This is a genomic window from Paraburkholderia hospita, from assembly GCF_002902965.1.
In the GTDB taxonomy this organism is placed as follows: Bacteria; Pseudomonadota; Gammaproteobacteria; order Burkholderiales; family Burkholderiaceae; genus Paraburkholderia; species Paraburkholderia hospita.
In genome coordinates this window covers 45780-71518 of record NZ_CP026106.1, presented here as the reverse complement: position 1 = coordinate 71518, position 25739 = coordinate 45780, and the positions used below count along the sequence as shown (strand labels likewise).

The window sequence follows — 25739 nt, the reverse complement described above, 5'->3', positions numbered from 1 at the left end:
GACACCGTTACATCATCAGGAATGCTTTCAAACTGCGGCGGATCGCATCCAGTTCGGGCTGCGCGATCCGCTCTTCCCTGAATTCACCGCGCCGCGCCACCCAGTCGAGCGTGGTGATCTGGTCGATCAGCGCGACGCACGGCTTTGACAACGCGGAGACGGGAATCTCCGTCGAAAAACCGCGTATCTTCGACGTGCACGGCACGGCGACAATGCGCTGTGCCGGACCGTTGTGCTCGTGGTGCGACAACACCACCACGGGCCGAGGATAACTGCCGCCCTGCTCGTGCCCGACCACGGGTTCGAGACTCATCCACCACACATCGCCGATTTCGGGAACGCCGTTCTTCATGTTGCTCCTTACCAGTCGTCCTGGTCCGTTGGATCGGCAAGTTCGGAACCCACAGCCACGCCATGATCGATGGTCGGATGCACGTCGCCGGGCCGCGCCGCGAGTTGCTCGCGATACTCGTCCCAATTGAACGTCCTGATGGCGGGCGTTGCGACGAGCGCTCCATCCGCTACCACCATGTCGACTTCCTGATCTTCGCGCAGGTGCAGTTCCTCCGCCAGGCTTGCGGGAATGCGCACCGCAAGACTGTTGCCCCACCGCTTGATTGTCTGAATAGCCATAGCCCCACCTTCGCCCGAGAAATCCAGATACACGATTGCCTCCTTTGAAACCCCACGAGGGAGCAGAAGCGCCGCGCGTATCTACAATGTAGATACCATGATGCTACGCGGCGCAGGTTGATGTGTCAACGCTGTATCTACGTGCGACTGGGTGGTTCAGATGACCGATGCATTCGCGCAGTCAATATCGCATCGGCGGCGGCCTCAAACAATTCGGCCGGAAGATATAGGAACCCTAGGAAAAGCCCGAAAAACTCTTAGACAGCGCGGCAAAACACCCCGGTCGGATGCCCTTTGTATGTCGCCTGCCGCGCCTCGACGTAGCCGCATTTCGCAGCAACCCGCCGCGACGCCACGTTGTCCGGCGCGATGATGCACACGGTCTCACGCTCAGGCCATTTCGCATCGGCCCAAGTCAGCGCGCCGCGCACGGCTTCCGTCGCATAGCCGATGCCATGCATCGACGGCATCAACGCCCAGCCGATCTCGGGTGCGCCGAGCGGCGGCTCGATGTCGCGCTGGTAGTCCGCAAAGCCGATCTCGCCGACGAACCGGCCGCTGTTTTTCTCGCGGATCACCCAATAGCCGTAGCCGAGCAGCGCCCAGTGCCCGGCATAGCGCAGCAGCCGCGACCATACCTCTTCACGGCTGAACGGCTTTCCGCCGATAAAACGCGTAACGGTCTCATCGGACCACAGCGCGTAACTCTCGTCGAAGTCCTCGCGAACGTGAGGACGCAAGATCAGACGATCGGTTTCAAGCTCAGGGACGGAAGGATTCATCGCGCGTATCCGGCAGGAGCCGGCAAGGAGGAAAGCGCCGATGATCGCAGATACGCGCGCCGCAGCAAAAGCCATTCATGCGCGGCGCGCGCCACGCTCAACAGAAATCACTGCCCGTTGAAAGCCGCTTCGAGCGCTTTCACGTCGAGCTTTACCATTTGCATCATTGCCTGCATTGCACGCTGGACCTTCGTCTGGTCCTTGTCCGTCAGAAACTTCATCATCATGGTCGGCACGATCTGCCACGAGACGCCGTAGCGGTCCGTCAGCCAGCCGCACTGCACCGGCGAGCCGCCGCCTTCGAGCAGCTTGTCCCACAACGTGTCGACTTCCTCTTGCGATTCGCACTTCACGAACATCGAAATCGCCGGAGAAAACGTGTACTGCGGGCCGCCGTTCAACGCGAGGAATTCGCGGCCTTCCAGATGGAAGGTGATCGTCAGCACTTCACCAGCCTTGCCGGGCATCGCCTCGCCGTAATGCGTGATGTCGCCGATGCTCGAATTCCCGAAGATGCCCGTGTAGAACCGGACGGCTTCCTCCGCATTGCCGTCGAACCACAGGCACGTGGCAATCTTGTCCATCACATCTCCTTGGATGGTTGTATCGGGCGCGGCAGCGTGCGGTGAAATGCGCGATGCATCACCGCGCATCGATTCACGCCCCCGCGACAGACGTTATTGACGGCCTTGCGCCATCTGCTCCATCGCCGATTTCATTTCGTCGGGCGTGACGTCGCGCTTGTGCGTCGCGACGGACCAGCGGTGGCCGAACGGATCTTCGACCTGGCCGTAACGGTCGCCCCAGAACATGTCGGTGGCGGGCATGATGACCTTCGCGCCCGCTGCCGCGGCTTGCGCGATGGTGGCGTCCGCGTCGTTGACATACAGGTGCAGCACGACGGGCGTGCCCTTCAGTTCCTTCGGCCCGAACGACGCGCCGTTGCCGCAATCGGGCATTTCGTCGACCAGCATCAGCGTCGAATCGCCAATTTTCAGCTGCGCATGCATCAGCTTGCCGCCGGGACCGGGCAGGCGCACCTGCTCGACTGCATTGAACGCTTTCTTGTAGAACTCGATTGCTTCGGCCGCGCCCGCGACGATGATGTGCGGTGTCAACGTGTGCATCCCTTCGGGGATGGGCTTGACGGCTGGCGTGGACATGTCGTGTCTCCTGATGTGAAGAGTTTCATGAGTGAAGAAGTTTCGCCCGATTAGCGAGTCTTCACCACTACGACGAGTGAGCCATCTTCAGATCGACACGCGCAACCGGTTATTTTTTTCGAACCGGATCAAGCGGGGTCAAACGGGCCGCCAGTGCCCCGGCACCCATGCCCAGTGATTGCCCTCCCAGCGATAGTGACCCTTCACCCACCGATATCCCGGCGCAGGCGCCGCGGGTATCACCTCCGCGACGGGCGCGGGCTGCGCCGGCCGCGCAGGCTCGACGACATAGCAGGCGGAAAGTGTCGATGCGCAGAGCGTGGCCGCCAGCAGCGCGCGCAGTTTCGTGGATTTCAGGTTCAGACCATTCATCGTCGAATTCATCTCCCTGTTGATCGACTAGTGATTCGGCTTGATTGTCAAATCGGCTCGCGCGGCCTAAACACGGATCAGACCCGTCATCGGCTGCGCGCTGCCCGCTTGCGCGAACAGCGTGCGCGAAGTCCGGTGCGGATCGAGCCCGAGGCTTTCGCTCGCGACGCCCGTGATCAGCGCGTCGAGCGAGGCCGTCGGCTTCAGGTCGCGCGCCTGGTACAGATCGCTTTGCCGCAAGCCGGGCCAGTCGGCGACGACGCGCCCGCCCGCCACCGCGCCGCCGATCACCATCGCGACGGATGCCGTGCCGTGGTCCGTGCCGCCCGTCCCGTTCGCAGCAGCCGTGCGGCCGAACTCGGTGGCAACCAGCACCGTCGTCTTGCTCCACGCCGGTCCGAGTCCGTCGCGCAATGCAGCGAGCATCGTGTCGAGCGCTTTGAGCTGTGCGGCGAGGCGCGGCATTTGCGCGCTGTGCGTGTCCCAGCCGCCCGTTTCGATCATCGCGATACGCGGCCCGTCTTCGCGCGACAAAAACCCGGCCGCCAGCTTGCCGAGACTCGCCGGGTCCTGGCGCGCCCCCGCATCGCCCGCGAGACCGCGCGCCGCCATCGCCGATTCCCACAGCGGACGCAACTGCGCGTCCTGTTCGTAGAGCTGCGAGACGCGCGTGAGCAGATCGTCGGGTGCCTGCGGCAGCCCGGAAGGCGCATACGACGCGACGTTCGCCGCACCGCGCAACGCCATCGGCACGGTCGGCGCGAACGCGATCGCGTTCTCGTGCGTCGTCGACGCTGCACCGGGCATCATGCCGACGAGCCGATTGAGCCAGCCGTCCTTCACCTGATACGCGGACGATCCGCCCGTCTCCAGCACGTTCTGTCCGTCGAAATGCGAGCGGTCCCGATACGGCGACGCGACGGCATGCACGAACAGCGCCTCGCGCCGGCCGTACATCTGCCCGATCTGCGCAAGCGACGGATGCAGCGCGAACGTGCCGTCCAGCTTCATCGAAGCCGACGTATCGACGGCCAGCGCGCCGCGCAGCGACGCATAGGCAGGGTCCGCGTACGGCACGACGATGTTCAGCCCATCGGCGGCGCCGCGCTGGATCACGAACACGAAGCGGCGGTCGGTCGCGGCGCGCGCGAACACGATCTGCGGCGCGACGAGCATCGCGCCCGCGCCAGCGGCTGCGATGCGCACGAAACTGCGGCGAGTGAGCATGGTCATCTCCGTTGGAAATCGGGCGAGACGAGCAGCAGCGCGAGCGCCGTCGATGCGCTCTCCGCGCGCGACACGGCGAGCTGCGTCGGCTCGCTCAGCGAACCTGCCGTCAGCGTCTGCCCGAGCGAGCGCGCATCGAGCCGGTCACCGACGCGCGCCGCGAAACGCTGCGCGATCTCGACACGCCGCACTAGCGCATCGGGCGCGGCCCAGCTCGCAGCGATATCGTCATAGCCGGCCGGCGAACCGGGACGCCACACCTGCTGACCAAGTTGCGTAAGCACGGGCGCCATCTGCACGACGCGCTCGCGGTCGTTCAGGTTGTGCATGCCGAGGCCGCGCATCGACGAAACCGTCCATTCCCAAGGCGACTTGAACTTGACGGCTATGGGCGACCACGCGGCGTCACTGTCGATCAGCGCGCGATAAACCGTGGGCAGATCGCCGCGACTGCGCATGAAGGCTGTCGCCAATTGGTCGACCACATCGGGCGACGGATTGTCCGCAACGAAGTGGCGCGCGAGCTTGGTCGCAATATGCGTCGCGGTGGCGGGCGCGCTCGACAGATCGTGCAGCACCGCGAGCGTCTGCCCTTCGCCCGGCTGGTCGTAGCGGCGGCCCATGATGGTCCGCGTCCCCGGCTCGTGCAATTGCGGACGGAACATGAACGCACCCGGCGGCGCGGTGTTCACATTTTTTGCGTTGCTTGCGTTGTTCGCCTGCGGACCTTGCGCGGCCGCAATGCTCCAGCCCGTCATGGCGCGCGCGAACTCGGTGACGTCGTCCTGCGTGTAGCCACTGCGCACGCCTAGCGTATGCAGTTCCATGATCTCGCGCGCGAGGTTTTCGTTGAGTCCGGGCTTGCGGTTCGGATTGCGCTGCGCGGCACGCAACGCGGCGACGCTGTCGGGTCCGACAGAGCGCGTCTGGTCGAGAAAAAGCTGCATCGCGGGATGACGTTCGACGGCCACCAGCATGTCTTCGAAGCGACCGAGCACGTGCGGGCGGATCGCCTCCGCTTCGAACGCGCCGGCGAACGGCGCGACGCGGCCTTTGTCGATGGAAACCGCGAAGTGATTCGACCAGAAATGCACGAGCCGCTCGATGAACGGCGCGGGCGTCGTCAGAGCGCTCGCGACGCGCGCGTTCACGGCTGCGCGATAGGTGTCGCGCGTTTCCATGCGCTGCGCCTTGTTCGCGGCCTGACGGGCGGCTTTGCGCGCGTCATCCGGGTTGCTGGCGAGATTCGGCGCGCTGGCTGCATTTGCGCCACTCGCCGTGGCGTTCGTTGCCGGGTTCGCCATCGCCTGCTGGCGTTCATCGGCCAGATCCGCAGCGATTGCCAGCGATGTCGGTTGCGCAGCCCATGCCGCGGGCATCGGCTGATAGGCGTCGATCTGTGCGAGCAGCCAGTTCTTCGGATTCGCCGGTGGCGCTTCGTCGGCGCGCGCGCCGAGGCCGAAGCGGTTCAGCGCGATCGCGGCTGTGCTCAACGGCGGCGCCATGATTGCAGGTGAATTGGCCATGCTCGCTCCTGTCTCGCCTGTCGTGCGTGGTTCGATGTGCATTAAACGGAGCGAGTGGCGCTTTTCCGTCGCTGCTTTTTTCAGTCGCGGCCAATCAGTCGCTCGCGGGCTGATTGCCCGGTTTCTGCAAGCGCTGCTGCGCCTGCGCGAGCCGCCATTGCCCACGTTCGCGCAAGCCTTCCGCGAACTTCACGCGCTCATCGGGCGACAAGGTCTCGGCGAAATCGGCGACGCTTTGCTCGACCCGCGAGCGCAGCGCGATATCGGCTTCGCGCGTGCGGTTCAGCGCCACGTCGAGCGCCGCGCGGTCCAGTTGCGGCGCGGCTAGCAGCCGCAGCACCTCGCGCCGGTCCTCGCGCCCGTCACGCGCGTACTCGCGCGCTTCGCGGCGCGCGTCCTTCAATGCATCGACGAACTGCTGCTGGCGCTCCGCCGACAGCCCTTCCGCCGCGAAACGCAGCGCGCGTGGCTGTGCTTGAGTGGCGGCCGTCGCGCCGCCATGCGCGACGAACCACTGATACGCGCCGCCCGCGACGCCGCCAATCAGAAACACGTTGAGCACCAGCGAGCCGACCAACAGAAATTTCCAGGCGCGTCCGCTCATTCGTCACTCCAGTCTGCGGCCGTGCCGCCAAATCCAGTTGTCAGATAGGAAGACTCCGGTCCCGGGGACGGGTTGCCCGTCACGAGAAAAAACGACACCGCGAATGCGCCCGCCAATCCGCCGATCAAACCAACGCCCGCGACCGCCGCGCCCGACCACCACCAGCCCGCCCGCCGCGAGCCGCCGCCCGCCCAGGCCAACGACAGCCGGCGCGGTTGTCGCAGTTTTCGGTTATCGGGCGCCGAAGCAATCACGCGCTCGATGAGCGCGGCATCCGGCGCCACATCGGTCGCGGCGGCATCGCTCGCGAGCCATACGTCGAGTTGCGCGGCCTGCGCAAGCAGCGCGTCCGCCTCGCTGCGATGCTGCGCGGCCCACGCGCTCGCGGCCGCGCGCTCCGCTTCGGGCCAATGGCGCGCATCGGCGCCATACGCATCGACGATTGCGCGAAATCTCTCTGGAGTCATCGGCTGGTCCTCGTTCCGGCAAGATCGTCGCCCGCCAGTAGCGCGCGCAGATTGCGGCGCGCGCGGGCCAGCAGGCTTTCGAGCGCGTCGACGGTAATGCCCATCAGCCCGGCCGCCTCGATGTTCGACAGTTCCTGGTAGTAGTTGAGCACGAGCGCCTCGCGCTGGCGCGCCGGCAACGCGGCGAGCGCTGCGCGCACGCGTGCCTCGCGCGATTGCGCTTCGAGTTGCGCATCGGGCGTGGCGGCGGGATCGACGGCGTCGGGCAGCGCGTCGGTGGGTTCCTCGCGATGCGCGCGCAAACGGTCGTAGCAGAGATTCAGCGCGACGCGATGCAGCCACGTATCGAAACGCGCCTCGCCCTCGCGCCAGCGCGGCGCCTGCTTCCAGATGCGCATGAACGCTTCCTGCGCGACGTCTTCCGCTTCCATACGGTCTCCCAGCATCCGCGTGGCGAGCGCCAGCAGACGCGGCAACTTGCGCGCGACGAGCGTGCGGACGGCGGCCGGCTCCTGCCTGCCGACGCCCGCCACCAGTTCCGCGTCCGGATCGCGTTCGCTCAACGCGCGCGGCTCCGGGTATGCCGCATATTCCACGCATGCCGCGTGTCACGCGCGGCGTCTGTCGCGACGAGGTGTGCTGTCGTCACTGCTGTCGCTCCCTGTTGTTCTGATCGAGTGACTTCACAGGAACGCCGCGAACTCCGCGATGCGCTCCGTCAACCTCTATTCGAGGCTGTTCAATATACGACGACGGCCGGCCGGTAGACGTAAGGGCGCGCCGACACCACCGCGCAACCCGCGAGCGTCGCGGTAAGCAATACCAGTAACAACAGCCTCTTCATCTTTCAGTCTCCCGTCGCCACGCTCAGCGCACCCAGTGCGCGGGCACCCAGCGCCAGTTCGGGCCATGCGCGATCCAATGTCCAGGCACCCAGCGATAGCCCGGACGCATGGTCTGCCAGTGCCCCGCCACCCAGACGTAGCGGCCGCCCGCCCAGCGCCAGTGGCCGGAGTCCCACGCGTAGCCCGCGCGCGGCGGCGGCACGACTTCGACGCGCGCGGCGGGCGGCGCCATCGGCGCAACGATCACCGCCTGCGCGAACGCCGCTGAGGCGCTCAACGCGGCCACGCCTGCTGCAAGCATGCGGACCGGTTTTTGCATGTTCATTGCGTTATCCCTTGGAACGGTTGCCGGTTTGAAATCGGCAGGTTTTGGGGTTAAACGCGCAAGCGGCGAAAATCCGTCGCAGGATTTTTCGCGGCCGCGAGGCCCAGCGGGTGCGGTGGCGCACGCGCGGGGGAATGGGTATCGTCAAGGCTGGACTTCACACGACAGGAGCGCCCAGTGACAAACAACAACTGGTTCTCGAAGTTCTCGACGGGTCTTTCGACGATGGCCGGCAAGCCGGCGACGTTCGTGATTGCCGTGGTGCTCGTCGTCGTATGGGGCATCAGCGGGCCGATGTTCCATTTCAGCGACACCTGGCAACTGGTGATCAATACATCGACGACGATCGTCACCTTTCTGATGGTCTTTTTGATCCAGAACACGCAAAACCGCGACACGGCCGCGATGCAGATCAAGCTGGACGAACTGATCCGCGCGCTCGACGGCGCACACAACGCGCTGCTCGATCTCGAGGAACTGAACGAAAAGGATCTCGGGCGCTTTCGCCAGCGCTACGAGCAGCTCGCCGAAAAAGCACGCAGCGCGCTGCGCTCGGGCGGCACCGACACCGACTCGCCGTTCATCGACCAGAGCGAAAGCGATGACGACAAGGACCGCAAGCCTCGCCAGGACGCGCACTGAGCGATGACACAAGCGACTCCACCCGCCCTGCATGACGCTGACAAAGGCCATTCACTCGCGCGGCACTATCCGCGCGGGCTGCGCATCGACCCGCATTCGCACACGTGGGCGCAGGTGCTGTATGCCGTGTCGGGTGTGATGTGGGTCGAAGCCGGGCACGAGGCGCTCGTCGTCCCGCCGCAGCGCGCCGTGTGGCTGCCCGCCGGCACCGAGCACTCGATCCACATGATGAGCGACGTCGAGATGCGCAATCTGTATTTCCATGAGCGCAGCATCGGCCATCTGAGCGCACGCAGCGACGTGTTCGAGATCAACGGCCTGCTGCGCGAACTGATTGCGTCGATTGCCGAACATGAAGAGGCGCAGACGCGCGACGAAGACTATCTGAGCACGGCGTACCGGCTCGCCATGCTCGAACTCGAACAGGCGCCGCGCTCGTCGCTGCGCATTCCGCTGCCCGACGCGTCGGACCGGCGGCTCGACGCGCTGTGCCGCGCGGTGATCGACAATCCGTCGAATGCGATCAGCTTCGAGCAGCATGCGGCGTCGGTGGGCGCGAGCGTACGCACGCTCGCGCGGCTCTTCACGCGGGCGCTGGGTATCGGCTTCGCGGAGTGGCGCAGGCAGGTGCAGCTGGCCGTCGCCGTATCGGGGCTCGCCGAAGGACGCGCGGTCAGCACCATCGCGCGCGAACTCGGCTATCTGCCGAGCAGTTTCAGCGACATGTTCCGCCGCGAACTCGGCGCGCCGCCGACCGACTTCGATCCTCACGCGACGCTGGCCGCGTCGGCTGCGTTAAAGTCCTGAGGCTGTCGGGCGTCGCGATACGCGCAAGCGCGCTCGCTGCGCTTGAGCGAGAATCGTGGGCGTTGGCGGCGCGGACGGACGTATTGATGGATCGGCTGGCGTCGCCATGGCCAAACCTTAAACGTGAGGAAACGTGAAATGAGCAAGGGATACTGGGTCACTCTCTACCGCAAGACGAACGATCCGGCGGCGCTGGCCGCATATGCACAACTGGCGTTGCCGGCCGTCACGGCCGCGGGCGGCAAGTTTCTCGTGCGCGGTCTCGCCGAGGAAGTGCGTGAACAGGGCCTGAAGGACCGCACCGTCGTGATCGAATTCCCGACCTACGAGCAGGCCGTCGCGGCCTACGACAGCGAGGCGTACAAGAAGGCGCTGGCCGCGCTGGGGAATGCCGTCGAGCGCGATCTGCGCATCGTGCGCGGCGCGGAGTGATTCTTTAGGCGCGCGTTGCGGAACAGCGCGGGCCGCAACGTTCGCTCAGTAGCGGATCACCATCGGCAGAAGCGCGCCGTCGCGCGGCTCATCATCGGGCAACATGACGGCGCTGTCCGCCTCGATACGGCGCGCGCTCCATAGCACCGCAAAGGCATCGAGCACGTCGTCTTTCTGCGCGTGCCGGGCAACACGTTCGTCAAGCGCGGTCTGCAACGTGGCGCCGAAGATAGGGTCGAGCAAGGCTTTTCTTTTCGCATGCCCGACTTCTGACGTTTTGCCCTCTTTGAGGCCGGCCGCTTCGCCGCCTTGCTCGATCTGAAGCTGCATGAAGGCAAGCTCCGGATGCACCTCGAACACACGCGAAGCATCGCTCTTGCTGGCACGCAACGACGTATCGACTTCGGCGATCTTGCCGAGAATGTTGAAGGCCTGTTGCGAGATTCCCTTGCCCGTTGCTTCCCGGTTCAGATCGCACGCCGTTCGATACTCCCTGATGCCGAGCGTCTGACGCACAGGCGTCTGAAACACCGACGCACTGCGCGGCCACTTCAGACGCTGCCTCGCTTCGGCATCGCACGCGCGATAGCCCGTTGATGCCAGGCCGATCGGCATATCGACGGCCACGATGGCGGGCGCCGGCGCCCACGCAAGCAACCCGGCAAACGAAGCGCAGATTCGCGTCTCGATCGCGCCCGTCCGGGCGTGCTGCCTGACGGCGTACCAGCCGCCCTTGCAGCCGTCCACACCCACCAGGTCTTTTGTCTTCTCACGCATCACGCGTATCCCCGAACCGATTGATCGTTCCGAACCAGCGCCGCCCGCTGTCCGATATTCGAAAGCACTTGTCTGAACAGCGTCGCGCCGGTCACTTAGACTGCCTTCATACGCTGATTCACTAATCGTGAAGCAGCAAGCGAAACCCCATCGAATCCGACAGTTTCCGCAGGAGCGGCAATGAAAGCGATCCAGTTCAACTCTTTTGGCGGTCCCGAAGTCCTTGACCTCGTCGACCTGCCGACACCCACCGCCAACGCCGACAGCGCGATCGTGCAGGTAAAAGCAGCCTCGGTGAATCCGAGCGACGTGAAAAACCTCTCAGGCCATTTCGGCCACACAACGCTGCCGCGCATCCCCGGCCGCGACTTCAGCGGCGTCGTGACGGAAGGCCCCGCCGAATGGATCGGCGCGGAAGTATGGGGCACAGGCGGCGACATCGGCTTCACGCGCGACGGCACGCACGCGCAGTTCATCAAGATCCCCGTCGGCGCGTTGTCGCGCAAGCCGCGCACGCTCACGCACGAACAGGCGTCGGCGATCGGCGTGAACTTCGTGGTCGCGTGGCTCGGCGTCGTCGATTATGCACAGCTCGTCGCGGGCGAAACAGTGGCCGTGATCGGCGCGAGCGGTGGTGTCGGCGGCGCGGTCGTGCAGATCGCGAAGTCGCGCGGCTGCAAGGTGATCGCCGTCGATCGGCATGAGCCTGACGCGGACTCGCCCGCAGGCCGTCTGCTCGACCACTATGTACCGTTCGACGAGCAAGCCGCGGAACGCGTGAAAGAACTCGGCGGCGCCGATGTCGTGTATGACGCCGTTGGCGGCGTCGCGTTCGAAACGGCGCTGAAGCTCGCGAAGTGGCGCGGCCGGGTCGTCGAAATCAGCGCGACGGGCAAGCGGCGCGTCGAGTTCGACCTGATCGACTTCTATCACAACGAGACGCAGCTGTTCGGCGCGGACAGCGCCAAGCTCGGCGTCGCGGATTCCGCACGCCTGATGACGGAACTGGCCAGCGTGTTCGACAGCGGCGCGTTGCAGGCGCCGTCGATCGCGCAGACCTTTCCGCTCGAACAGGCACGCGACGCTTACGCGGCAGTTGCAGGCGGCACGCGCGGGCGCGTCGTCATCACGATGTGACAACACCCGATCGCTACAACCGGAGACTGGTATGAAGCCGTATATCGTGTCGCTGGCGGCGGGTGTCGTCGTCGGACTGCTGTACAACATCGTCGATGTGAAATCGCCCGCGCCGCCCATCGTCGCGCTGCTCGGCCTGCTCGGCATGGTCGCGGGCGAGCATGCGATTCCGTTCGTGCGCTCGCTGCTCACTCACGTGACGAGCTAAAGCAAACCGCGGACGCCTACTGCATGCGACCGGGCGCGCCGCCCATTTCACGCGCGCGCTCGAGCAGCAGTTCGCGTTCGCGCGCATTGCGCGTCATCGATGCGGCGCGCTCGAATTCTGCGCGCGCTTCGTCGTTGCGAGCGAGCTTGGCGAGCAGATCGCCGCGCACGCTCGGCAGCCAGTGATAGTTTTTCAGCGAAGGCTCGTCGGCGAGCGCGTCGACGAGTTCGAGCGCGGCCATCGGGCCATACGCCATGCCGACGGCAACCGCCCGGTTCAGATCGACCACCGGCGACGGCGCGACCTCGGCGAGCGCATCGTAGAGCGCGACGATCTGCACCCAATCCGTTTCCGCCGCCGTGCGGGCGCGCGCATGACACGCGGCAAGTGCGGCCTGCAGCGTGTACGGACCGCTCATCCCGCCGAGCGCTTCCGAGCGCGCAAGCGCGCTCAGTCCGCGACGGATCAGCAGCGGGTCCCAACGGCTGCGATCCTGATCGAGCAACAGCACGGGCCTTCCCTGCGCGTCAACGCGCGCGTGCATGCGCGACGCTTGAATCTCCATCAGCGCGACCAGGCCGTGCACTTCGCTTTCGTCGGGCATCAGGCCCGCGAGCACGCGGCCCAGGCGCAGCGCTTCCTCGCACAGCGTTGGGCGCATCCAGTCGTCGCCCGCCGTCGCCGAATAGCCTTCGTTGAAGATCAGATAAATCACTTCGAGCACCGACGCGAGCCGCACCGCGCGATCGTTCGCCTGCGGCACTTCGAACGGCACCTTCGCCGCCGACAGCGTCTTCTTGGCGCGCACGATACGCTGCGCGATGGTCGGCTCGGGCACGAGAAACGCGCGCGCGATTTCATCCGTCGTCAGGCCGCCGAGCAGGCGCAACGTCAGCGCAACACGCGCGTCCTTCGACAGCACGGGATGACAGGCGGTGAACACCAGCCGCAGCAGATCGTCGCCGATGTCATCGGCGCGCGCGGCGTCGAGTGCATCGACGAAATCGGGCACGATATGCGCCTCGCGCGCGTCCATGTCGGCGCCGAGTTCCTCGTGCTTGCGCGCGTGCAGCGCATCCTGGCGCCAGCGGTCGAGCGCGCGGTTCTTCGCCGTCGCCATCAGCCATGCTCCAGGATTGTCCGGCACGCCCGCGTCGGGCCAGGTTTCGAGCGCAGCCACCAGCGCGTCCTGCGCGAGTTCTTCCGCCACGCCGACATCGCGCACGATCCGCGCGACGTGGGCGATGACCTTCGCGGATTCGATCCGCCAGACTGCCTCGATGGCACGATGGGTCGCAGCCGTCGTCACGGCCGGCCTCAAGACGCGTCGGCCGCTGGCATCGCGGCGTTCGGGTCCATGTACACGAGTTCCCAGATATGCCCGTCGATATCCTCGATGCTGCGCTCGTACATGAAGCCGTGGTCCTGCGCCGGGCGCGACAACGCGCCGCCTGCGGCGAGCGCCTTATCGGCCAGATCGTCGACTTGCGCGCGGCTGTCGCACGACAGGCAGATCAGCGCTTCCGTGCTCTCCTTCGGATTGCACAGCGTCCTGTTCGTGAAGGTCTGGAAAAAGTCCTTCGCGAGCAGCATCGCGTAGATGTTTTCGCCGATCACCATGCAGGCCGCCTGCTCATTGGTGAATTTCGGTTCGAACGTGAAGCCGAGTTGCGAGAAGAACGCCTTCGATTTCTCCACGCTGTTCACGGCGAGGTTCACATAGATTTGCTTGTGCATGATCGTTCCTCGGAAGCTGGCGGATGCAAGGAGATGCAAGGTCAGTGGTTCGCGCCTTCGATCTTGCGAAAGCGTTCCGTCGACTGGCTCGGCTCGAAGTCGTCGAGGTCGAACATCTGACGCACTTCGATTTCGCCGTCGGCCTGTTCGCCGAACGGCGCAGGAAAGCGCCGCGCCCATTCCATCGCTTCGTCGCGCGATCGCACCTGAATCACGGTGTAGCCCGCGATCAGCTCTTTCGTTTCCGCAAACGGTCCTTCCGTGACGGTGCGCTTGCCGCCCGCATAGCGCACGCGCCAGCCTTTCGCGCTGGGCTGCAGGCCGGATGCGTCGAGCAGCACGCCCGCCTTCTGCAACGCTTCGTGATACGTCGCCATCGACGCCATCAGTGCTTCGTCCGGCATCTTGCCGGCTTCGCTGTCGGCCGTGGCCTTCACCATGATCATGAATCGCATCGCCGTCTCTCCTCGTGGATGAAGGACGCCCCGTGGCGGCTTCTTACTTCCACGACGAGCGGCGCGCAGTCAGATCGACAACCCGCATCGCTAGGGAAAACCCTTGCGGCCGCGCCGGACGGTTCAGCCGGCGTGTGCCGTCAGTACTCGTAGCACGGCGCGACCTTGCGGATTTCGATCGTGCACCACTCGGCGGCGGGGCATTCTTTGGCCAGCGCGAGCGCTTCTTCGTAGGTGTCGACGTTCAACAGAAAGAAGCCACCGACCATTTCCTTCGCTTCGGCAAACGGCCCGTCGATCAGGCGGGTCTGTCCGTCGCGCTTTTCGAGGCGCACACCCTTTTTGACAGGCGACAGCGATTCGGCTGCGATCAGCTGGCCGCGCGACTGCAACCCGGCGCGGTATTTGAGCATGCGGTCGTAGACGGCGCGGCCAGCGAATTCGCCGCGTTCCTCGCGTTGCTCGGTGGGTTCGACGATGAGCAGCATGTAAGACATGGTGACTCCGTGTTCCGGTTGTCGGGCCGCTGCGTTCGAGGGCTGCCGTACTTCGTGAGACGGGTGGCGCGGCGGCAATGGCAGCAAAGGTTGATTCTGCTGGCGAAGGCAGTCTAGCAAAGTGGCAACGCGGGCGGAAAGGTCTGCTGCGCGAATGGGCATTCCACTGAGGGAAATGGCACAACGCTTGCTGAAGAAAATACATCTTCAATCAGGCAGGAGCATGACATGTTGAAGTGCTATATCGTCCGCGTCGCAATCGCAGCAGCGGTCCTGGTGCCGTTCGTGAGCGGATGCACCGTCGGCGGCGCGGCAGCGGGTGGCTATGTCGGCCATGAGACGACGCATAGCACCGTGGGCACGGTGGGTGGAGCCGTCGCGGGCGGGATCATCGGTCACGAGCTGGGCAAGTGACGTCAAGTGGAAATTGTTTAAAAGGTTTGAAAAGGCGGCGATTGACCTGAATCGCCGTTTTATTTTTTGTCAAAGAATGTCACTGCCTTCCTGAATAGCTCAATTGCAAATATTTGTCTTTCATTGGGATCAATATTGTCTGCGTGACACGTCTAACGCCTGAATAATATTCAATCCATAGTTGGTAAATTCGGACTAGTTCTATTACAGCGGCGATCGCAATCACTCAAAAAAGTTCACTGGCATTTTTGATTTATGACACACTCTGACGAAATCGCCTCTGACGCGCTATCCCTTTATTTCATCAGGCTTTTGCCGCGTTACACCGAGCCGATACCGCTGCTCGCACCGAATACATCGCTTTTATTTTTAGATATGACTTATCTCAAATAAATCACCACCAAACTTCGTTGTCGTATCACAACAATAAAATTTATACCAATAAAAAGATCGGAAACCAGTTCGGTTAAAAGACAAATCAAATCAATCCCCTTCGCCTTTCCTTTCTGCTCCGGAAATAGACCATTTCCATTTTAGATATCAATCGATAGTTAGGGTCCCTTTCTATACTTGCGCTTCCCCAAACCGGGCAAGTTAAGTGGTCTTGCTTCGTACAGGACGTGGCATGCATAGCTTGTCCGTTTGTATTCAAGCCTCGTATTGCCCCATGAACTGAAGGAAGCACAGATGAAGAAGATTCTGATCGCGACGGCAGTGGCTGCCTCGTTCGCCTCGATCGCACACGCACAAAGCAGCGTCACGCTGTACGGCACGCTGGACACGTCGATCACCTACACGAGCAACGTCAATGGCGGCCACCAGTGGGCAGTCGGCAGCGGCTCGACCGATGAAAACCGCTTCGGCCTGCGCGGCGTCGAAGACCTCGGCGGCGGCCTGAAGACCATCTTCACGTTGGAAGAAGGCTTCGACACGAACAACGGCGCACAGGCGTCGCAAGGCAAGATGTTCTCGCGTCAGTCGTTCGTCGGCCTGTCGAGCCAGTTTGGCACGGTCACGCTGGGCCGTCAGTACGACGCGATGCAGCACTTCGTGTCGCCGCTGTCCGCAACGGGCAGCTGGGGCGGCGCGAACTTCGCCCATTACGGCAACCTCGATCACCTCGACAAGAACAGCCAGGACGCAGCCAGCAACTCGATCAAGTTCGCGAGCGCCAACTACTCGGGCTTCTCGTTCGGCGGCACCTACTCGTTCTCGAACAGCTCGCAGTTCGCCAACAACCGCGCGTACAGCGTCGGTGCGGGCTACGAAAACGCAGGCCTGCGTGTCGGCGCGGGCTACGCGCAGCAGAACAACCCGAATGCCACGTCCGGCGGCGCCTACAACAACCTCGATCTGAACAATATCGGTCTGACGGGCGTGTCGTTCCGCCAGCGCCAGTTCGGCGCGGGCGCAACCTACGCGTTCGGCCCGGCACTGTTCGGCATCGTATGGACGCAAGCTCGCCTCGACAACGTGACGGGCGGCACGGGTTCCGTTCATACCAACAACTACGAAGCCAACGCCACGTACAACCTGACGCCCGCACTGGGTCTGGGCATTGCCTACACGTACTCGAACGGCGCGGCTGAAGATGCGCACTTCCACGCGAACCAGGTCGGCCTGAAGGGCGACTACTCGCTGTCGAAGCGCACGGACGTGTACGTGCAAGGCACGTATCAGGAAACGAGCGCGCCGGCTGGCTCGACGATCAACGCAGTGATCGACAACGGCAGCGCGACGGGCGTTTCGTCGACGCACCGCCAGGGCGTCGCATCCGTTGGTCTGCGTCACCGCTTCTAATCAAACACGAAGCGCGGCGGGTTGATGCGTACGATCGACCCGCCGTAAGCGCTCGGGCCCGCGAGGCGACCACAACGGCCTCACGTTCTTCGGAACGTGAGGCCGTTGCCTATTGAATTGACTGAACTGACGGGATAGCGCCACGAGAACCGTGACGCCCGCTCAAACCATCCGTTTCAACTCTTTCTGCAGACGGTCGAAGTTCTCTTCGTTGGCCTTGACGGCAAACGTCTTCGCCTGCGCGCACACTGCAGGCGTCTCGAAGACCATGCGAAACGTGATGCGCGTCTGTTCGTCGCTCAGCGCATCGAAGGTAGCCGTGACGCGATAGTGCGGCCCCGACACATGATCGAACACGATACGTTCGGGCGCGACGATCTCGACGAATACGCTGTGATTCTTGTAGTCGACGCCATCCGGCCCGTGCATCGCGAAGCGCCAGTTGCCGCCCGGACGCAGATCGAATTCGTGGAAGGAATTCGTGAAGCCCTTTGGCCCCCACCAGTGCGCGAGATGGACCGGCTCCGTCCAGGCCCTGAACACGAGATTGCGCGGAAAATCGAACACGCGCGTCGATACGATTTGCAGATCCGCGATCGGCGGAGTTGCGTCGCCATCCTCGGACATGAGACAGCCTCCTTCGAACAATGCACCGCGTCCGCCCGAAGCCGGGCGGACAAATCAAGCATAACGCATTGTCGAAACATCGCACGCCTGCGGTGCGCGCAGCACGGACAGAAAGTCGCGGCGAATGAGAGGGGCCGAACGTTCGAACGCCTAACGTCCGATCAATGGCCCTTTGAAACGAAGCGCCGCGAAGTCAGACGGCAACGGACTCGGCAGAAGGCTCGATCGGAATCACCCGCCGCGCCGCGGGCGCGCCGCATTCGCGCAGCAGATCGCGCAGGTCGTTGATCACCGGGAAGACTTCGTGATTCCAGTCGGCGCCTTGCGCGTCGTGCGCTGCCTGCTCGAGTTCGACGATCCAGCGGTCTTCCTTGAAGATGCGCTCGGTGAACCACACCAGCAGCGGCCACGCGACGTCGAGCAGCGCGCCGATTTTGGGCCGCTTGATGGACAGCAGGCCGAACGTGCGATTGGTGCGCTGTTCGCGGTCGAGCGGCACGTAGCAGATCCACAGGTCCATCACGATCGTCCCGTCGGACGTGCGAATCCGCAGCGTCTGAAACGGATACTGCGTGCGGATCGTCATCACGTCCTTGTCGTCGGCCCTTGTGGTCTTGCGGCTCTGCCCGAACACGAGCGCTTCGCCGATCGGCTGCTGACCCGCTTCGCGCGCGAACGTGTAGTCCACTTCAACCCAGTCGTCGCCGCGCCGCCGGCCGAGCGAACGCGCGCGCATCTTGCCCATCTGCTTGCGATGCAGGAACTGATGGTTCATGTCCATCAGGTTTTCGTGCATGAACGAGTAGTGGCACGCCACTTCGCGGCCGAAGCGCCGCGTCTTGTACGCCTTGTCGGCCACGGAGCCGAGCGGAGGCAGCGGCATCGTCTCGGCAAGCGCGGCGTCGCCCGGAAACACGAAGATCAGCCCTTCGGCTTCGCGGCACGGATACGCGCGCACGCCATTCGGCAGACGCTCACGGCCGAGATACGGCACATCGATGCATTTGCCCGAGCAGTCGTAGGTCCAGCCGTGATAACCGCAGCGGATAGCCTCGCCGTCGACCACACCGCCGCTCAGCGGCACCTGCCGGTGCGCGCAGCGATCCTCCAGCGCGAACACCTTGCCCGATTCACTGCGCGCGAGCACGATCGGCTCACCGGCGAAGCGCACGGCATGCGTTTTACCGCGCTTCACTTCGCGCGACCATGCGAGCGGATACCAGTGATCGGGATGAATATCGACGCGGCGCAGATCGCGCACAGCGGCTTTGGGAGGGTTATCGACGGGATTGCTGTCCAACGGAGCGACTACGTGCATGAATAAGGCCTCCTGGCACAACGGTCGGCCGGTCGCCGGGACCGAGCGAGTTTGATAGTTAGAAACCGATGTCCGATCAGTCTACTAGAAGTCGCGCCCGGGAATCATGAGGACTCGCCGCAGGTAGGCGCGCCGGTAGGCATTACCGGACGAGCGTCGACGCCCGCCGCTGCGCCAAAAACAAAAGGCGGTGCCGAAGCACCGCCCTTCCATTTTGTTGCAGCCGCAACGCTCAAGAAACCCGCAACAAGCTCATACGTCGCCGATATGCACGGCAACGACGCTCAACGCGTAGTCTGCGTCGCGCCCACGAGACCCGACCGATGCTGCTTGCCCCACGTCTTGCCACCGCGTAGAAATTGCAGCCAGCCGAGCACCGCGCCCGTATGCCGCAGCAACTGGAACGTGAACGGCTCGGCGATCGCGGCGACGACAGCCATCGGCAGGCTCGTGCCGCTCGTCAGCCCCGTCCAGCGGCGGTACAGATGGATGCTCCACAGATAGAACGCGAGGTCGATCGCCGTCTTCAGCCCGATCACGCTGAAGATCGAGACGACGATCAACCCATGTCCGCCGACCACGAAGCCGAGCAGCAACGCGAACGCGGTCAGGCCGTAGACGGGCTGCATCGTGTCGAAGGCCTTCACGGGCAACATCAGCCGGCCGAGCGTGCCGTAACGCGCATTGCCCGTCATGTCGCGGTTCCAGTACTGCGTTTGCAGGAAGCCCGCGAACCAGCGGCGGCGCTGGCGCAGGAACGCACCGAGCGTCGCGGGCGCTTCCGTCTGCGCGTGCGCGTCGCCGACTACGCGCACGTCCCAGCCGAGGTCGTGATCGACGGAATAACGCCGCAGCCGGTGAATCAGTTCGTAATCTTCGACGAGGCATTGCGCATCGAAGCCGCCGACGGCGACGAGCGCGTCGCGCCGGAACGACGCAAAGGCGCCCGATACCAGCAACAGGCTGTCGGCCCGCATCCATGCGAAGCGCGCGATGAAGTTGCGCATGTATTCGTAAGTCTGGAACCACTGGAACACGCGCCCGCTCGCCGTCCGGTTGCAGACGGGCACGAGAATGCCCGTCGCCGCGACCAGCTTCGGCGACTGCGCGAAGGATGCACGCATGGCGAGCGTGGCGTCGTCGGCGAGCAACGTGTCGGCGTCGACGGTCATCACGGTGTCCGTCGTCATCACGTCGATCGCGGCGTTCAGCGCCAGCGCCTTGCCGCCATGCGGCACGCGCAGCCAGTGCAGATTCGGGAAGCGGCTGCTAGCCGCGCTCAATACGCCCAACGCGGGCTCCGTCAGACCGAAGCGGCTGGTCAGCAGTTCGCGCGTGCCGTCCGTCGAGCCGTCGTCGGCGATCACGATCTGCGCCGGGCCGTGCATCTGCCGCAGCAGCGCGGCGAGCGTCACGGGCAGCACGCCTGCCTCGTTGTGCGCGGCGACGATGACACCCATGGAGGGCAGTTTCCCGCCATCTTTCGACCGGTGCGCAGGCAACGAGCGGCGGATCAGCGGCCAGGTCTTGACGGTGACGAACACGAGCAGCAGCGTGTCGTACAGCACGTAAGCGATCCCCGTCGACCACGCGAGCGCGCCATGCAGAAAGAACGCGCGCGCGAACAGCAGCAGCCACAAGGCGGTCACGCTGCCGTGAATCACGGCGCTCTGCCAGGTGCCCTTGCGCGGGTTGATGCGCGGCGACGCGGCGGCGAGCGCTTCGCGTAGCGACGGCCTTGGACGCTCGCCCGCTACAACCGTGGGCTCGTCGGACAGGCTGTGGTTCGTCAGCGTCGCGTCTTCGATCACATCGATATCCATCACGGCACCATCCGTTTGATGACGGAATGACGGTCGAACAGCTCATGCTTGAGCGCGCCGCCGATATGCATCGCAAGCAACGCATACAGCGCATAGCCGAGGTACGTGTGCAGCGCGCCGAATCTGTCGTGCAGCGGCTCTTTCACGGCGGGGTCGAGATTCATGATGAAGCCGATGCGCGGAAACGGGATCACGCCGAACAGATGCATCGGATGCGTTGCCGCCGCCTTCCACGCGGAGTCGTGCATCCAGCCCGACAGCGGCAGCGCGATCATCACGAAATACAGCAGGAAGTGCGCGACGTGCGCGGCCATCCGCTCCCACGACGGAAACTCGCGCGGCAACGGCGGCGGCCGGTGCGACACACGCCACAGCAGGCGCAGCAGCGCGAGGCCGAGCACCGTGATGCCGATCGACTTGTGCACGTCGATGACGGGGCGCACCCAGTCATCCGGCAGCGCATCGGCGGAAAGCCCGAGCACCACGTTCACGATGATGAGCACGGCAATCAGCCAATGCAGGATCATCGCGGTGCGTGTGTAGCGGGACGCGTGCGCTGGCGTGGAAAGCGTCTCGATGCCGTCGCGCGAGGCCGTGCGGGAAGTTGTCGAAGTGTTCATGAGCCGTTCTGGTTGGAAGTCGGTAGGGACGGCGAAAGCGATGTGCAAGCCGGCGGGTCTTCATCGTGCAAGCGGCGCACTGCAATCGTCATATCAACAGAACGCCCCATCCGGTCGCTTTATTCCTTCAACGTACGAGTCGCGGGTTTCCGTCGTATTTCCGTTTGTTTCGCGCGCCCGCCGACAGTTCATCGGACTGGCCGGCCAAGCAAGGCGCCCTTCACGCGAACTGATCGATTCCCTGCACCAGACGTTTCGCAAAGCGCGGTTCGCGCAGCTGGTCGAGCCACCATTTCAGCGCCCTGCCTTCCTGATCGCCGCGCCACGCGACGTACAGCACATTCGGTTCGCGCGGATCGGCGGTTTCCTTCTCGACGAGTTCGCCGCGCTTGAGCAGCGACGCGACGCGTTGGCGCGGCAACCAGCCGACGCCGAGCCCATCGCGCTGCGCAAGGATTTTCGCACGCATGCTGGGCACCGCGAGCGAAGTCTGCCCGCCGAGCAGGCCATACGCGCGGCCGCTCGCGCGCGACGAATCCGCGACGACGACGCCGCGCTGCTTCGCGATCTGCTCGCGTCTGAGCGGCTCCTTGATGCTCGCGAGCGCATGCCGCGGCGACACGGCGAACACCCAGTCGACCACGCCCAGCTCGAACCAGCGCAAGCCCGGAATGGCGGGCGGCTCATTGGTCGCGCCGACGATCACGTCGGCGCGGCCGTCGCGCAGCGCTTCCCACGTGCCGCTGAGCACTTCCGTCGTCAGACGCAGCTTGACGCCCGATTGCAGCGCATCGAACGCATGGACGACGGGCATGAAGGTCTCGAACTCCATGAGTTCGTCGGTGACGATCCACAGCCTGTCTTCCCAGCCGCTGGCGATCTGCCGCACGCGTTGCGTCATGCGCGACACGTCCAGCATCAGGCGCGCGGCCTCTTCGGCGAGCAGCTGGCCGGCGGGCGTTAGTTGCAGCCGGTAGCGGCGGCGGTCGAACAGCAGCGCGTCGAAGCGCGTTTCGAGCTGGCGCGCCGCGTGCGACACCGTCGACGGAGCCTTGCCGAGCCGCGCCGCAGCGCGCGACAAGCTGCCGCTTTCACGAATCGCTTCGAGCAGCGCAAGCTCTTCATCCGTCAACATGTGCGAACCTGTCGAATGAGATCAACGGGAAAATCGTACGGCAAAACCCGAACGGCGGTCCATCATAAGGTCTTCTGCCGATGTCTTGCCGCGCGGCTGGCATCGCAGCGGCGAAGCGCATATCGCGCGGGCTGGGAACGCGGGATAGAAGGAGCAGCGAAATGGGATTGTTAGTCGACGGTCAATGGCAGGACAAATGGTACGACACGGCATCGACGGGAGGCCGCTTCGTGCGTACGGACGCCATCTTCCGCAACTGGGTCACACCCGACGGCGAAGCCGGCCCGAGCGGCAACGACGGCTTCGAAGCAGAAGCGGGACGTTATCACCTGTATGTGAGCCTTGCGTGTCCGTGGGCGCATCGCACGCTGATCGTGCGCGCGCTGAAGGGCCTGGAAGACATGATCAGCGTGTCCGTCGTGCACTGGCTGATGCTCGGCGACGGCTGGACCTTCGCCGACGGCCCAGGCGTCGTCCCCGACACGCTGAATCACGCGAAGTATCTGCGGGACGTCTACGTCGCGGCGGACAAGCACTACACAGGCCGCGTGACCGTGCCGATCTTGTGGGACAAGCATCAACGGACGATCGTCAACAACGAGTCGCCGGAAATCATCCGCATGCTGAACTCGGCGTTCGACGAACTCGGCGCTGAGCCGGGCGACTTCTACCCGCCGCCGTTGCGCGCCGAGATCGACGCGATCAACGCGCGCGTCTACGACACGGTGAATAACGGCGTCTACAAGTCAGGCTTCGCGACCACGCAGTCGGCGTACGAAGAGGCCGTCGTGCCGCTGTTCGAGACACTCGACTGGCTCGAACAGAAACTGTCGACACAGCGATTCCTGACGGGCAACCGGCTAACGGAAGCGGACATCCGGCTCTTCACGACGCTGATCCGTTTCGACGCCGTGTACTTCGGCCACTTCAAGTGCAACTTCCGGCGCATCGCGGACTATCCGAATCTGTCGGCTTATACACGGGACATCTACCAGCACCTGGGCGTGGCCGGCACGGTGAACTTCGAGCATATCAAGCGGCATTACTACGAGAGCCACCGGTCGGTAAACCCGACGGGCATCGTACCGCTCGGCCCGTTGCAGGATTTCAGCGCGCCACACGATCGCAAGCGCTTCGTGTGAAGCCGTTGCGCTAGACTGTCCAGCGACTTTAGCCAACAGTGGAGGAGACGCTCATGCTACGCAAGACACGCACCGCATCCCAGCTACAGGACGAGGTGAGGCGGCGCATCGAGCGCGCGCCGGAGGTGGTCGAAGACGGCGTGAAGATCCGCGTGCCGCGTCCGCAGATGCAGGAACCGGACGCAAGCGGCTGCAACTGGACGATGAAAAATTTCGGCAATGCAATTGGCTTCGACCGCACCGTGGACGAAGCGCTCAAGGCGGTACAGAAGGAATACAACCTGTCGGAAGACACGAAGGATCTGAACAGCCTGTTCGGCGACCCGAAAGGCTAAGACGGTGGCAAAGAAATCCCGACAACCTACACACAGTTTGCCGCTATGCGGCCTCAAACGTCCGGCGACGTTAGCTTGTGTGCGGGTAGTTGAAGCGGGGGAGGCATCTTTTCGAAGCGTTGGCAACGAACACGAATAAGTGCGTTGCCGGGTGAAGTACGCGGCCGTCGGGGGCCCGCAGGCAAGAAGAAGAGTTGGCGGTGTCAGCCGCTTTCTTTTGCCTACTTTTCTTTGCGGCGGCAAAGAAAAGTAGGTGCCGCCCCGCACAGGGGCGACGCTTGAAGCACGAAGGCAACACGCGGATGCCAGCGCAAAAGCAGAAACACTGCTAATCACGCCACGCTGGCAAAAGCTTCCTCGATCTGAGCGGCATCGGTAGGCCGCACCACCCGCGCCACTTCAACGCCATCACGCACAAAGACCAGCGTCGGCCACAGCTTAACCTTGAACGAACGCCCGAGCGGCCTTCCCGGCCCATCCTCGATCTTGAGATGCCGAGTCCCCGGATGCTGGCCAAGGGCCTTCCCGATCACAGGCTGCGCGCCCTGACAATACCCGCACCAGTCGGTGCCAAATTCGACGACAGTCACACCGGCCATCGCATCAACATCCGCGCGGCTCGGCGCAACCTTCGAGTATTGATTCGCGTTAGTCATAAGCCTCCAAGCGCCGGACAACGCAGCGCCTCACCCGCGTAGTGAAAGAAAGAAACTTGCCGACGCCCTACCGTCACTTCCCAGCAACAGCCTGCCGCCGCGCGCGAACAGCTTGCGCAAGCGTATGCAGCACAGGCTCAGTCTGAGCCCACCCGATACAAGCATCAGTAATCGACACCCCACGAGCAAGCGGCACACCCGGCTTGAGATCCTGCCGCCCTGCTTCGAGATGGCTCTCGATCATCACCCCAACGATCCGCTTATCCCCGTCAGTCAACTGATTCGCCAGATCCTGAGCGACTTCGATCTGCCGCTCATGCGACTTGTTGGAATTAGCATGCGAGCAATCGACCATCACCTGTTCCCGCAACCCTAGCTTGCGCAGCGCGGCACAGGCCTCCTCGACACCCGCAGCATCATAATTCGGCCCCTTCTTGCCGCCACGCAAGATCACATGCGCGTCGTCGTTGCCACGCGTCTCGAAGATCGCGGCCATGCCCATCTTGGTCATGCCCATGAACGCATGGCTCGCGGCCGCAGCAACAATCGCATCAGCGGCAATCTGCACACCGCCATCGGTGCCGTTCTTGAACCCGATCGGACACGACAACCCCGACGCCAGTTGCCGATGGCTCTGACTTTCAGTCGTACGCGCGCCGATTGCGCCCCAGGCGATCAGATCAGCAATGTACTGCGGGCTCAGCAGATCAAGAAACTCAGTGCCCGTCGGCAGACCAAGCCCGCTGATCTCGAGCAGCAGCTCGCGCGCGCGCCGCAGCCCTTCGTTGATCCGGAAGCTACCGTCCAGACGCGGATCGTTGATATAGCCCTTCCAGCCAACCGTCGTACGCGGCTTCTCGAAGTACACACGCATAACGATCATCAGATCATCGCGGAGCGAGTCGGCGGCAACTTTCAGCTTGTGCGCGTATTCCATCGCCTGATCGTGGTCGTGAATCGAGCACGGACCGACGACGACGACCAGCCGGTCGTCACGATCATGCAGGATATCGGCGATTTCGACGCGGCTCTGTTCAACCAGCGTCTGCACGCCGGGCGGACACGGCAGTTCGTCGAGCAGCAGCGCCGGCGAGATCAGCGGGCGCACCGCGCCGATACGCGTGTCGTCGATGCGCGTGATGTCCTGGGTGGAATCGGCGATGCCGGCTTCCTGGTCGCGTGTGGGGTTGTCGATGCGGCTCACTTTGTTCTCCAGCTCTGCATTTTGGGGCG

General features: G+C 63.9%; 34 protein-coding genes. 9 read left to right on the top strand and 25 right to left on the bottom strand.

Annotated features, from left to right (window positions below; translation table 11 throughout):
• Nucleotides 1-7: 7 nt before the first annotated feature.
• From C2L64_RS18680 to C2L64_RS18625, 13 genes are all read right to left on the bottom strand, one after another.
• Nucleotides 8-352: a type II toxin-antitoxin system PemK/MazF family toxin gene (locus C2L64_RS18680; protein ID WP_007583020.1), complete on the bottom strand. Its 345-nt coding sequence runs from the start codon at nt 350-352 to the stop codon at nt 8-10.
• 8 nt (nt 353-360) lie between these two features.
• Nucleotides 361-633, bottom strand: coding sequence for an AbrB/MazE/SpoVT family DNA-binding domain-containing protein (locus C2L64_RS18675; RefSeq protein WP_007583018.1), 273 nt, complete (start codon nt 631-633; stop codon nt 361-363).
• A gap of 257 nt (nt 634-890) precedes the next feature.
• Nucleotides 891-1415 carry a GNAT family N-acetyltransferase gene (locus C2L64_RS18670; RefSeq protein ID WP_039900694.1) on the bottom strand — a complete coding sequence of 175 codons (525 nt, stop codon included), beginning with the start codon at nt 1413-1415 and terminating at the stop codon, nt 891-893.
• A gap of 107 nt (nt 1416-1522) precedes the next feature.
• Entirely contained in the window at nt 1523-1999 is a 477-nt protein-coding gene (locus tag C2L64_RS18665) for a VOC family protein (RefSeq protein ID WP_007583014.1), read from the bottom strand.
• 93 nt (nt 2000-2092) lie between these two features.
• Nucleotides 2093-2578, bottom strand: coding sequence for a VOC family protein (locus C2L64_RS18660; protein WP_007583012.1), 486 nt, complete (start codon nt 2576-2578; stop codon nt 2093-2095).
• 138 nt (nt 2579-2716) lie between these two features.
• Nucleotides 2717-2950, bottom strand: a complete 234-nt coding sequence (locus tag C2L64_RS18655; RefSeq protein WP_007737589.1) for a YXWGXW repeat-containing protein — start codon at nt 2948-2950, stop codon at nt 2717-2719.
• A gap of 66 nt (nt 2951-3016) precedes the next feature.
• Entirely contained in the window at nt 3017-4177 is a 1161-nt protein-coding gene (locus C2L64_RS18650) for a DUF1501 domain-containing protein (RefSeq protein ID WP_007583008.1), read from the bottom strand.
• Between the two features lie 2 nt (nt 4178-4179).
• The gene (locus C2L64_RS18645; protein ID WP_007583006.1) at nt 4180-5703 is read right to left on the bottom strand and encodes a DUF1800 domain-containing protein; all 1524 of its coding nucleotides are present in this window, start codon (nt 5701-5703) and stop codon (nt 4180-4182) included.
• Nucleotides 5704-5797: 94 nt separating this feature from the next.
• Nucleotides 5798-6307 carry a periplasmic heavy metal sensor gene (locus C2L64_RS18640; RefSeq protein WP_007583004.1) on the bottom strand — a complete coding sequence of 170 codons (510 nt, stop codon included), beginning with the start codon at nt 6305-6307 and terminating at the stop codon, nt 5798-5800.
• Entirely contained in the window at nt 6304-6774 is a 471-nt protein-coding gene (locus C2L64_RS18635) for a hypothetical protein (RefSeq protein WP_007583003.1), read from the bottom strand. The genes C2L64_RS18640 and C2L64_RS18635 overlap by 4 nt, the downstream gene beginning before the upstream one ends.
• On the bottom strand, nt 6771-7337 hold the full coding sequence (locus C2L64_RS18630) for an RNA polymerase sigma factor (RefSeq protein ID WP_039900691.1): 567 nt from the start codon (nt 7335-7337) through the stop codon (nt 6771-6773). Before C2L64_RS18630 ends, C2L64_RS18635 begins: the two co-directional genes overlap by 4 nt.
• 176 nt (nt 7338-7513) lie before the next feature.
• Nucleotides 7514-7618 (bottom strand): lipoprotein, encoded by a 105-nt coding sequence (locus C2L64_RS56290; protein ID WP_407671796.1) that lies wholly within the window; start codon nt 7616-7618, stop codon nt 7514-7516.
• A 23-nt stretch (nt 7619-7641) separates the two neighbouring features.
• A complete protein-coding gene (locus C2L64_RS18625; protein ID WP_007582999.1) occupies nt 7642-7944 on the bottom strand; it encodes a YXWGXW repeat-containing protein in 303 nt (100 codons plus the stop codon).
• A 225-nt stretch (nt 7945-8169) separates the two neighbouring features.
• Between C2L64_RS18625 and C2L64_RS18620 the strand changes: the two genes are divergently transcribed.
• From C2L64_RS18620 to C2L64_RS18610, 3 genes are all read left to right on the top strand, one after another.
• Entirely contained in the window at nt 8170-8586 is a 417-nt protein-coding gene (locus C2L64_RS18620; RefSeq protein ID WP_407671846.1) for a low affinity iron permease family protein, read from the top strand.
• Between the two features lie 3 nt (nt 8587-8589).
• The gene (locus C2L64_RS18615; RefSeq protein WP_007582996.1) at nt 8590-9393 is read left to right on the top strand and encodes an AraC family transcriptional regulator; all 804 of its coding nucleotides are present in this window, start codon (nt 8590-8592) and stop codon (nt 9391-9393) included.
• Between the two features lie 138 nt (nt 9394-9531).
• Complete coding sequence (locus C2L64_RS18610; RefSeq protein WP_007582995.1) at nt 9532-9825, top strand: DUF1330 domain-containing protein; 294 nt, start codon at nt 9532-9534, stop codon at nt 9823-9825.
• A gap of 45 nt (nt 9826-9870) precedes the next feature.
• On the opposite strand, the gene C2L64_RS18605 is transcribed toward C2L64_RS18610, so the two are convergent.
• Entirely contained in the window at nt 9871-10602 is a 732-nt protein-coding gene (locus C2L64_RS18605; RefSeq protein WP_007582994.1) for a DUF429 domain-containing protein, read from the bottom strand.
• A 180-nt stretch (nt 10603-10782) separates the two neighbouring features.
• Here C2L64_RS18605 and C2L64_RS18600 point away from each other — a divergent pair, with 180 nt between their 5' ends.
• Both C2L64_RS18600 and C2L64_RS18595 read left to right on the top strand, forming a co-directional pair.
• Nucleotides 10783-11739 carry a quinone oxidoreductase family protein gene (locus C2L64_RS18600; RefSeq protein WP_007582993.1) on the top strand — a complete coding sequence of 319 codons (957 nt, stop codon included), beginning with the start codon at nt 10783-10785 and terminating at the stop codon, nt 11737-11739.
• A 31-nt stretch (nt 11740-11770) separates the two neighbouring features.
• Nucleotides 11771-11947, top strand: a complete 177-nt coding sequence (locus C2L64_RS18595) for a DUF1427 family protein (RefSeq protein ID WP_007582992.1) — start codon at nt 11771-11773, stop codon at nt 11945-11947.
• Nucleotides 11948-11963: 16 nt separating this feature from the next.
• On the opposite strand, the gene C2L64_RS18590 is transcribed toward C2L64_RS18595, so the two are convergent.
• From C2L64_RS18590 to C2L64_RS18575, 4 genes are all read right to left on the bottom strand, one after another.
• Nucleotides 11964-13256, bottom strand: coding sequence for an RNA polymerase sigma factor (locus tag C2L64_RS18590; protein ID WP_007582991.1), 1293 nt, complete (start codon nt 13254-13256; stop codon nt 11964-11966).
• A gap of 8 nt (nt 13257-13264) precedes the next feature.
• Nucleotides 13265-13684 carry a VOC family protein gene (locus C2L64_RS18585; RefSeq protein ID WP_007582990.1) on the bottom strand — a complete coding sequence of 140 codons (420 nt, stop codon included), beginning with the start codon at nt 13682-13684 and terminating at the stop codon, nt 13265-13267.
• 41 nt (nt 13685-13725) lie between these two features.
• On the bottom strand, nt 13726-14139 hold the full coding sequence (locus tag C2L64_RS18580; protein WP_007582989.1) for a YciI family protein: 414 nt from the start codon (nt 14137-14139) through the stop codon (nt 13726-13728).
• A gap of 140 nt (nt 14140-14279) precedes the next feature.
• Nucleotides 14280-14636 carry a YciI family protein gene (locus tag C2L64_RS18575; RefSeq protein ID WP_007582988.1) on the bottom strand — a complete coding sequence of 119 codons (357 nt, stop codon included), beginning with the start codon at nt 14634-14636 and terminating at the stop codon, nt 14280-14282.
• 228 nt (nt 14637-14864) lie between these two features.
• On the opposite strand from C2L64_RS18575, the gene C2L64_RS18570 reads away from it, so the two are divergent.
• Both C2L64_RS18570 and C2L64_RS18565 read left to right on the top strand, forming a co-directional pair.
• Nucleotides 14865-15050 (top strand): glycine zipper 2TM domain-containing protein, encoded by a 186-nt coding sequence (locus tag C2L64_RS18570; protein WP_007582986.1) that lies wholly within the window; start codon nt 14865-14867, stop codon nt 15048-15050.
• A 687-nt stretch (nt 15051-15737) separates the two neighbouring features.
• On the top strand, nt 15738-16850 hold the full coding sequence (locus tag C2L64_RS18565; protein ID WP_007582984.1) for a porin: 1113 nt from the start codon (nt 15738-15740) through the stop codon (nt 16848-16850).
• A 162-nt stretch (nt 16851-17012) separates the two neighbouring features.
• Here the strand turns inward: C2L64_RS18565 and C2L64_RS18560 are convergent, their stop codons facing one another.
• The 5 genes from C2L64_RS18560 to C2L64_RS18540 all read right to left on the bottom strand — a co-directional run bounded on the left by C2L64_RS18560 (nt 17013) and on the right by C2L64_RS18540 (nt 22373).
• On the bottom strand, nt 17013-17477 hold the full coding sequence (locus tag C2L64_RS18560; RefSeq protein WP_007582982.1) for an SRPBCC family protein: 465 nt from the start codon (nt 17475-17477) through the stop codon (nt 17013-17015).
• A gap of 193 nt (nt 17478-17670) precedes the next feature.
• Nucleotides 17671-18795, bottom strand: coding sequence for an aromatic ring-hydroxylating oxygenase subunit alpha (locus C2L64_RS18555; RefSeq protein WP_007582980.1), 1125 nt, complete (start codon nt 18793-18795; stop codon nt 17671-17673).
• 284 nt (nt 18796-19079) lie between these two features.
• On the bottom strand, nt 19080-20618 hold the full coding sequence (locus tag C2L64_RS18550) for a glycosyltransferase family 2 protein (protein ID WP_007582978.1): 1539 nt from the start codon (nt 20616-20618) through the stop codon (nt 19080-19082).
• Nucleotides 20618-21238 (bottom strand): cytochrome b, encoded by a 621-nt coding sequence (locus C2L64_RS18545; protein WP_007582976.1) that lies wholly within the window; start codon nt 21236-21238, stop codon nt 20618-20620. The genes C2L64_RS18550 and C2L64_RS18545 overlap by 1 nt, the downstream gene beginning before the upstream one ends.
• A 220-nt stretch (nt 21239-21458) precedes the next feature.
• A complete protein-coding gene (locus tag C2L64_RS18540) occupies nt 21459-22373 on the bottom strand; it encodes a LysR family transcriptional regulator (protein ID WP_007582975.1) in 915 nt (304 codons plus the stop codon).
• 161 nt (nt 22374-22534) lie between these two features.
• On the opposite strand from C2L64_RS18540, the gene C2L64_RS18535 reads away from it, so the two are divergent.
• Nucleotides 22535-23515, top strand: a complete 981-nt coding sequence (locus tag C2L64_RS18535; RefSeq protein WP_007582974.1) for a glutathione S-transferase family protein — start codon at nt 22535-22537, stop codon at nt 23513-23515.
• Between the two features lie 53 nt (nt 23516-23568).
• A complete protein-coding gene (locus C2L64_RS18530; protein ID WP_007582973.1) occupies nt 23569-23850 on the top strand; it encodes a hypothetical protein in 282 nt (93 codons plus the stop codon).
• Nucleotides 23851-24182: 332 nt separating this feature from the next.
• On the opposite strand, the gene C2L64_RS18525 is transcribed toward C2L64_RS18530, so the two are convergent.
• Together C2L64_RS18525 and C2L64_RS18520 are read right to left on the bottom strand one after the other, a co-directional pair.
• The gene (locus C2L64_RS18525) at nt 24183-24506 is read right to left on the bottom strand and encodes a thioredoxin family protein (protein WP_007582972.1); all 324 of its coding nucleotides are present in this window, start codon (nt 24504-24506) and stop codon (nt 24183-24185) included.
• A gap of 73 nt (nt 24507-24579) precedes the next feature.
• Entirely contained in the window at nt 24580-25710 is a 1131-nt protein-coding gene (locus tag C2L64_RS18520; protein ID WP_007582971.1) for a 3-deoxy-7-phosphoheptulonate synthase, read from the bottom strand.
• Between the last annotated feature and the right edge of the window lie 29 nt (nt 25711-25739).

What these genes read in the sequence shown, in the direction of transcription:
- C2L64_RS18605 (WP_007582994.1), bottom strand. Translation starts at nt 10,602, where the DNA reads ATGCGTGAGAAGACAAAAGACCTGGTGGGTGTGGACGGCTGCAAGGGC.
- C2L64_RS18655 (WP_007737589.1), bottom strand. Translation starts at nt 2,950, where the DNA reads ATGAATGGTCTGAACCTGAAATCCACGAAACTGCGCGCGCTGCTGGCG.
- C2L64_RS18595 (WP_007582992.1), top strand. Translation starts at nt 11,771, where the DNA reads ATGAAGCCGTATATCGTGTCGCTGGCGGCGGGTGTCGTCGTCGGACTG.
- C2L64_RS18535 (WP_007582974.1), top strand. Translation starts at nt 22,535, where the DNA reads ATGGGATTGTTAGTCGACGGTCAATGGCAGGACAAATGGTACGACACG.
- C2L64_RS18650 (WP_007583008.1), bottom strand. Translation starts at nt 4,177, where the DNA reads ATGCTCACTCGCCGCAGTTTCGTGCGCATCGCAGCCGCTGGCGCGGGC.
- C2L64_RS18625 (WP_007582999.1), bottom strand. Translation starts at nt 7,944, where the DNA reads ATGAACATGCAAAAACCGGTCCGCATGCTTGCAGCAGGCGTGGCCGCG.
- C2L64_RS18530 (WP_007582973.1), top strand. Translation starts at nt 23,569, where the DNA reads ATGCTACGCAAGACACGCACCGCATCCCAGCTACAGGACGAGGTGAGG.
- C2L64_RS18570 (WP_007582986.1), top strand. Translation starts at nt 14,865, where the DNA reads ATGTTGAAGTGCTATATCGTCCGCGTCGCAATCGCAGCAGCGGTCCTG.
- C2L64_RS18645 (WP_007583006.1), bottom strand. Translation starts at nt 5,703, where the DNA reads ATGGCCAATTCACCTGCAATCATGGCGCCGCCGTTGAGCACAGCCGCG.
- C2L64_RS18555 (WP_007582980.1), bottom strand. Translation starts at nt 18,795, where the DNA reads ATGCACGTAGTCGCTCCGTTGGACAGCAATCCCGTCGATAACCCTCCC.
- C2L64_RS18675 (WP_007583018.1), bottom strand. Translation starts at nt 633, where the DNA reads ATGGCTATTCAGACAATCAAGCGGTGGGGCAACAGTCTTGCGGTGCGC.
- C2L64_RS18660 (WP_007583012.1), bottom strand. Translation starts at nt 2,578, where the DNA reads ATGTCCACGCCAGCCGTCAAGCCCATCCCCGAAGGGATGCACACGTTG.
- C2L64_RS18580 (WP_007582989.1), bottom strand. Translation starts at nt 14,139, where the DNA reads ATGCGATTCATGATCATGGTGAAGGCCACGGCCGACAGCGAAGCCGGC.
- C2L64_RS18525 (WP_007582972.1), bottom strand. Translation starts at nt 24,506, where the DNA reads ATGACTAACGCGAATCAATACTCGAAGGTTGCGCCGAGCCGCGCGGAT.
- C2L64_RS56290 (WP_407671796.1), bottom strand. Translation starts at nt 7,618, where the DNA reads ATGAAGAGGCTGTTGTTACTGGTATTGCTTACCGCGACGCTCGCGGGT.
- C2L64_RS18540 (WP_007582975.1), bottom strand. Translation starts at nt 22,373, where the DNA reads ATGTTGACGGATGAAGAGCTTGCGCTGCTCGAAGCGATTCGTGAAAGC.
- C2L64_RS18620 (WP_407671846.1), top strand. Translation starts at nt 8,170, where the DNA reads ATGGCCGGCAAGCCGGCGACGTTCGTGATTGCCGTGGTGCTCGTCGTC.
- C2L64_RS18680 (WP_007583020.1), bottom strand. Translation starts at nt 352, where the DNA reads ATGAAGAACGGCGTTCCCGAAATCGGCGATGTGTGGTGGATGAGTCTC.
- C2L64_RS18545 (WP_007582976.1), bottom strand. Translation starts at nt 21,238, where the DNA reads ATGAACACTTCGACAACTTCCCGCACGGCCTCGCGCGACGGCATCGAG.
- C2L64_RS18610 (WP_007582995.1), top strand. Translation starts at nt 9,532, where the DNA reads ATGAGCAAGGGATACTGGGTCACTCTCTACCGCAAGACGAACGATCCG.
- C2L64_RS18640 (WP_007583004.1), bottom strand. Translation starts at nt 6,307, where the DNA reads ATGAGCGGACGCGCCTGGAAATTTCTGTTGGTCGGCTCGCTGGTGCTC.
- C2L64_RS18575 (WP_007582988.1), bottom strand. Translation starts at nt 14,636, where the DNA reads ATGTCTTACATGCTGCTCATCGTCGAACCCACCGAGCAACGCGAGGAA.
- C2L64_RS18550 (WP_007582978.1), bottom strand. Translation starts at nt 20,618, where the DNA reads ATGGATATCGATGTGATCGAAGACGCGACGCTGACGAACCACAGCCTG.
- C2L64_RS18560 (WP_007582982.1), bottom strand. Translation starts at nt 17,477, where the DNA reads ATGTCCGAGGATGGCGACGCAACTCCGCCGATCGCGGATCTGCAAATC.
- C2L64_RS18600 (WP_007582993.1), top strand. Translation starts at nt 10,783, where the DNA reads ATGAAAGCGATCCAGTTCAACTCTTTTGGCGGTCCCGAAGTCCTTGAC.
- C2L64_RS18585 (WP_007582990.1), bottom strand. Translation starts at nt 13,684, where the DNA reads ATGCACAAGCAAATCTATGTGAACCTCGCCGTGAACAGCGTGGAGAAA.
- C2L64_RS18670 (WP_039900694.1), bottom strand. Translation starts at nt 1,415, where the DNA reads ATGAATCCTTCCGTCCCTGAGCTTGAAACCGATCGTCTGATCTTGCGT.
- C2L64_RS18615 (WP_007582996.1), top strand. Translation starts at nt 8,590, where the DNA reads ATGACACAAGCGACTCCACCCGCCCTGCATGACGCTGACAAAGGCCAT.
- C2L64_RS18565 (WP_007582984.1), top strand. Translation starts at nt 15,738, where the DNA reads ATGAAGAAGATTCTGATCGCGACGGCAGTGGCTGCCTCGTTCGCCTCG.
- C2L64_RS18665 (WP_007583014.1), bottom strand. Translation starts at nt 1,999, where the DNA reads ATGGACAAGATTGCCACGTGCCTGTGGTTCGACGGCAATGCGGAGGAA.
- C2L64_RS18635 (WP_007583003.1), bottom strand. Translation starts at nt 6,774, where the DNA reads ATGACTCCAGAGAGATTTCGCGCAATCGTCGATGCGTATGGCGCCGAT.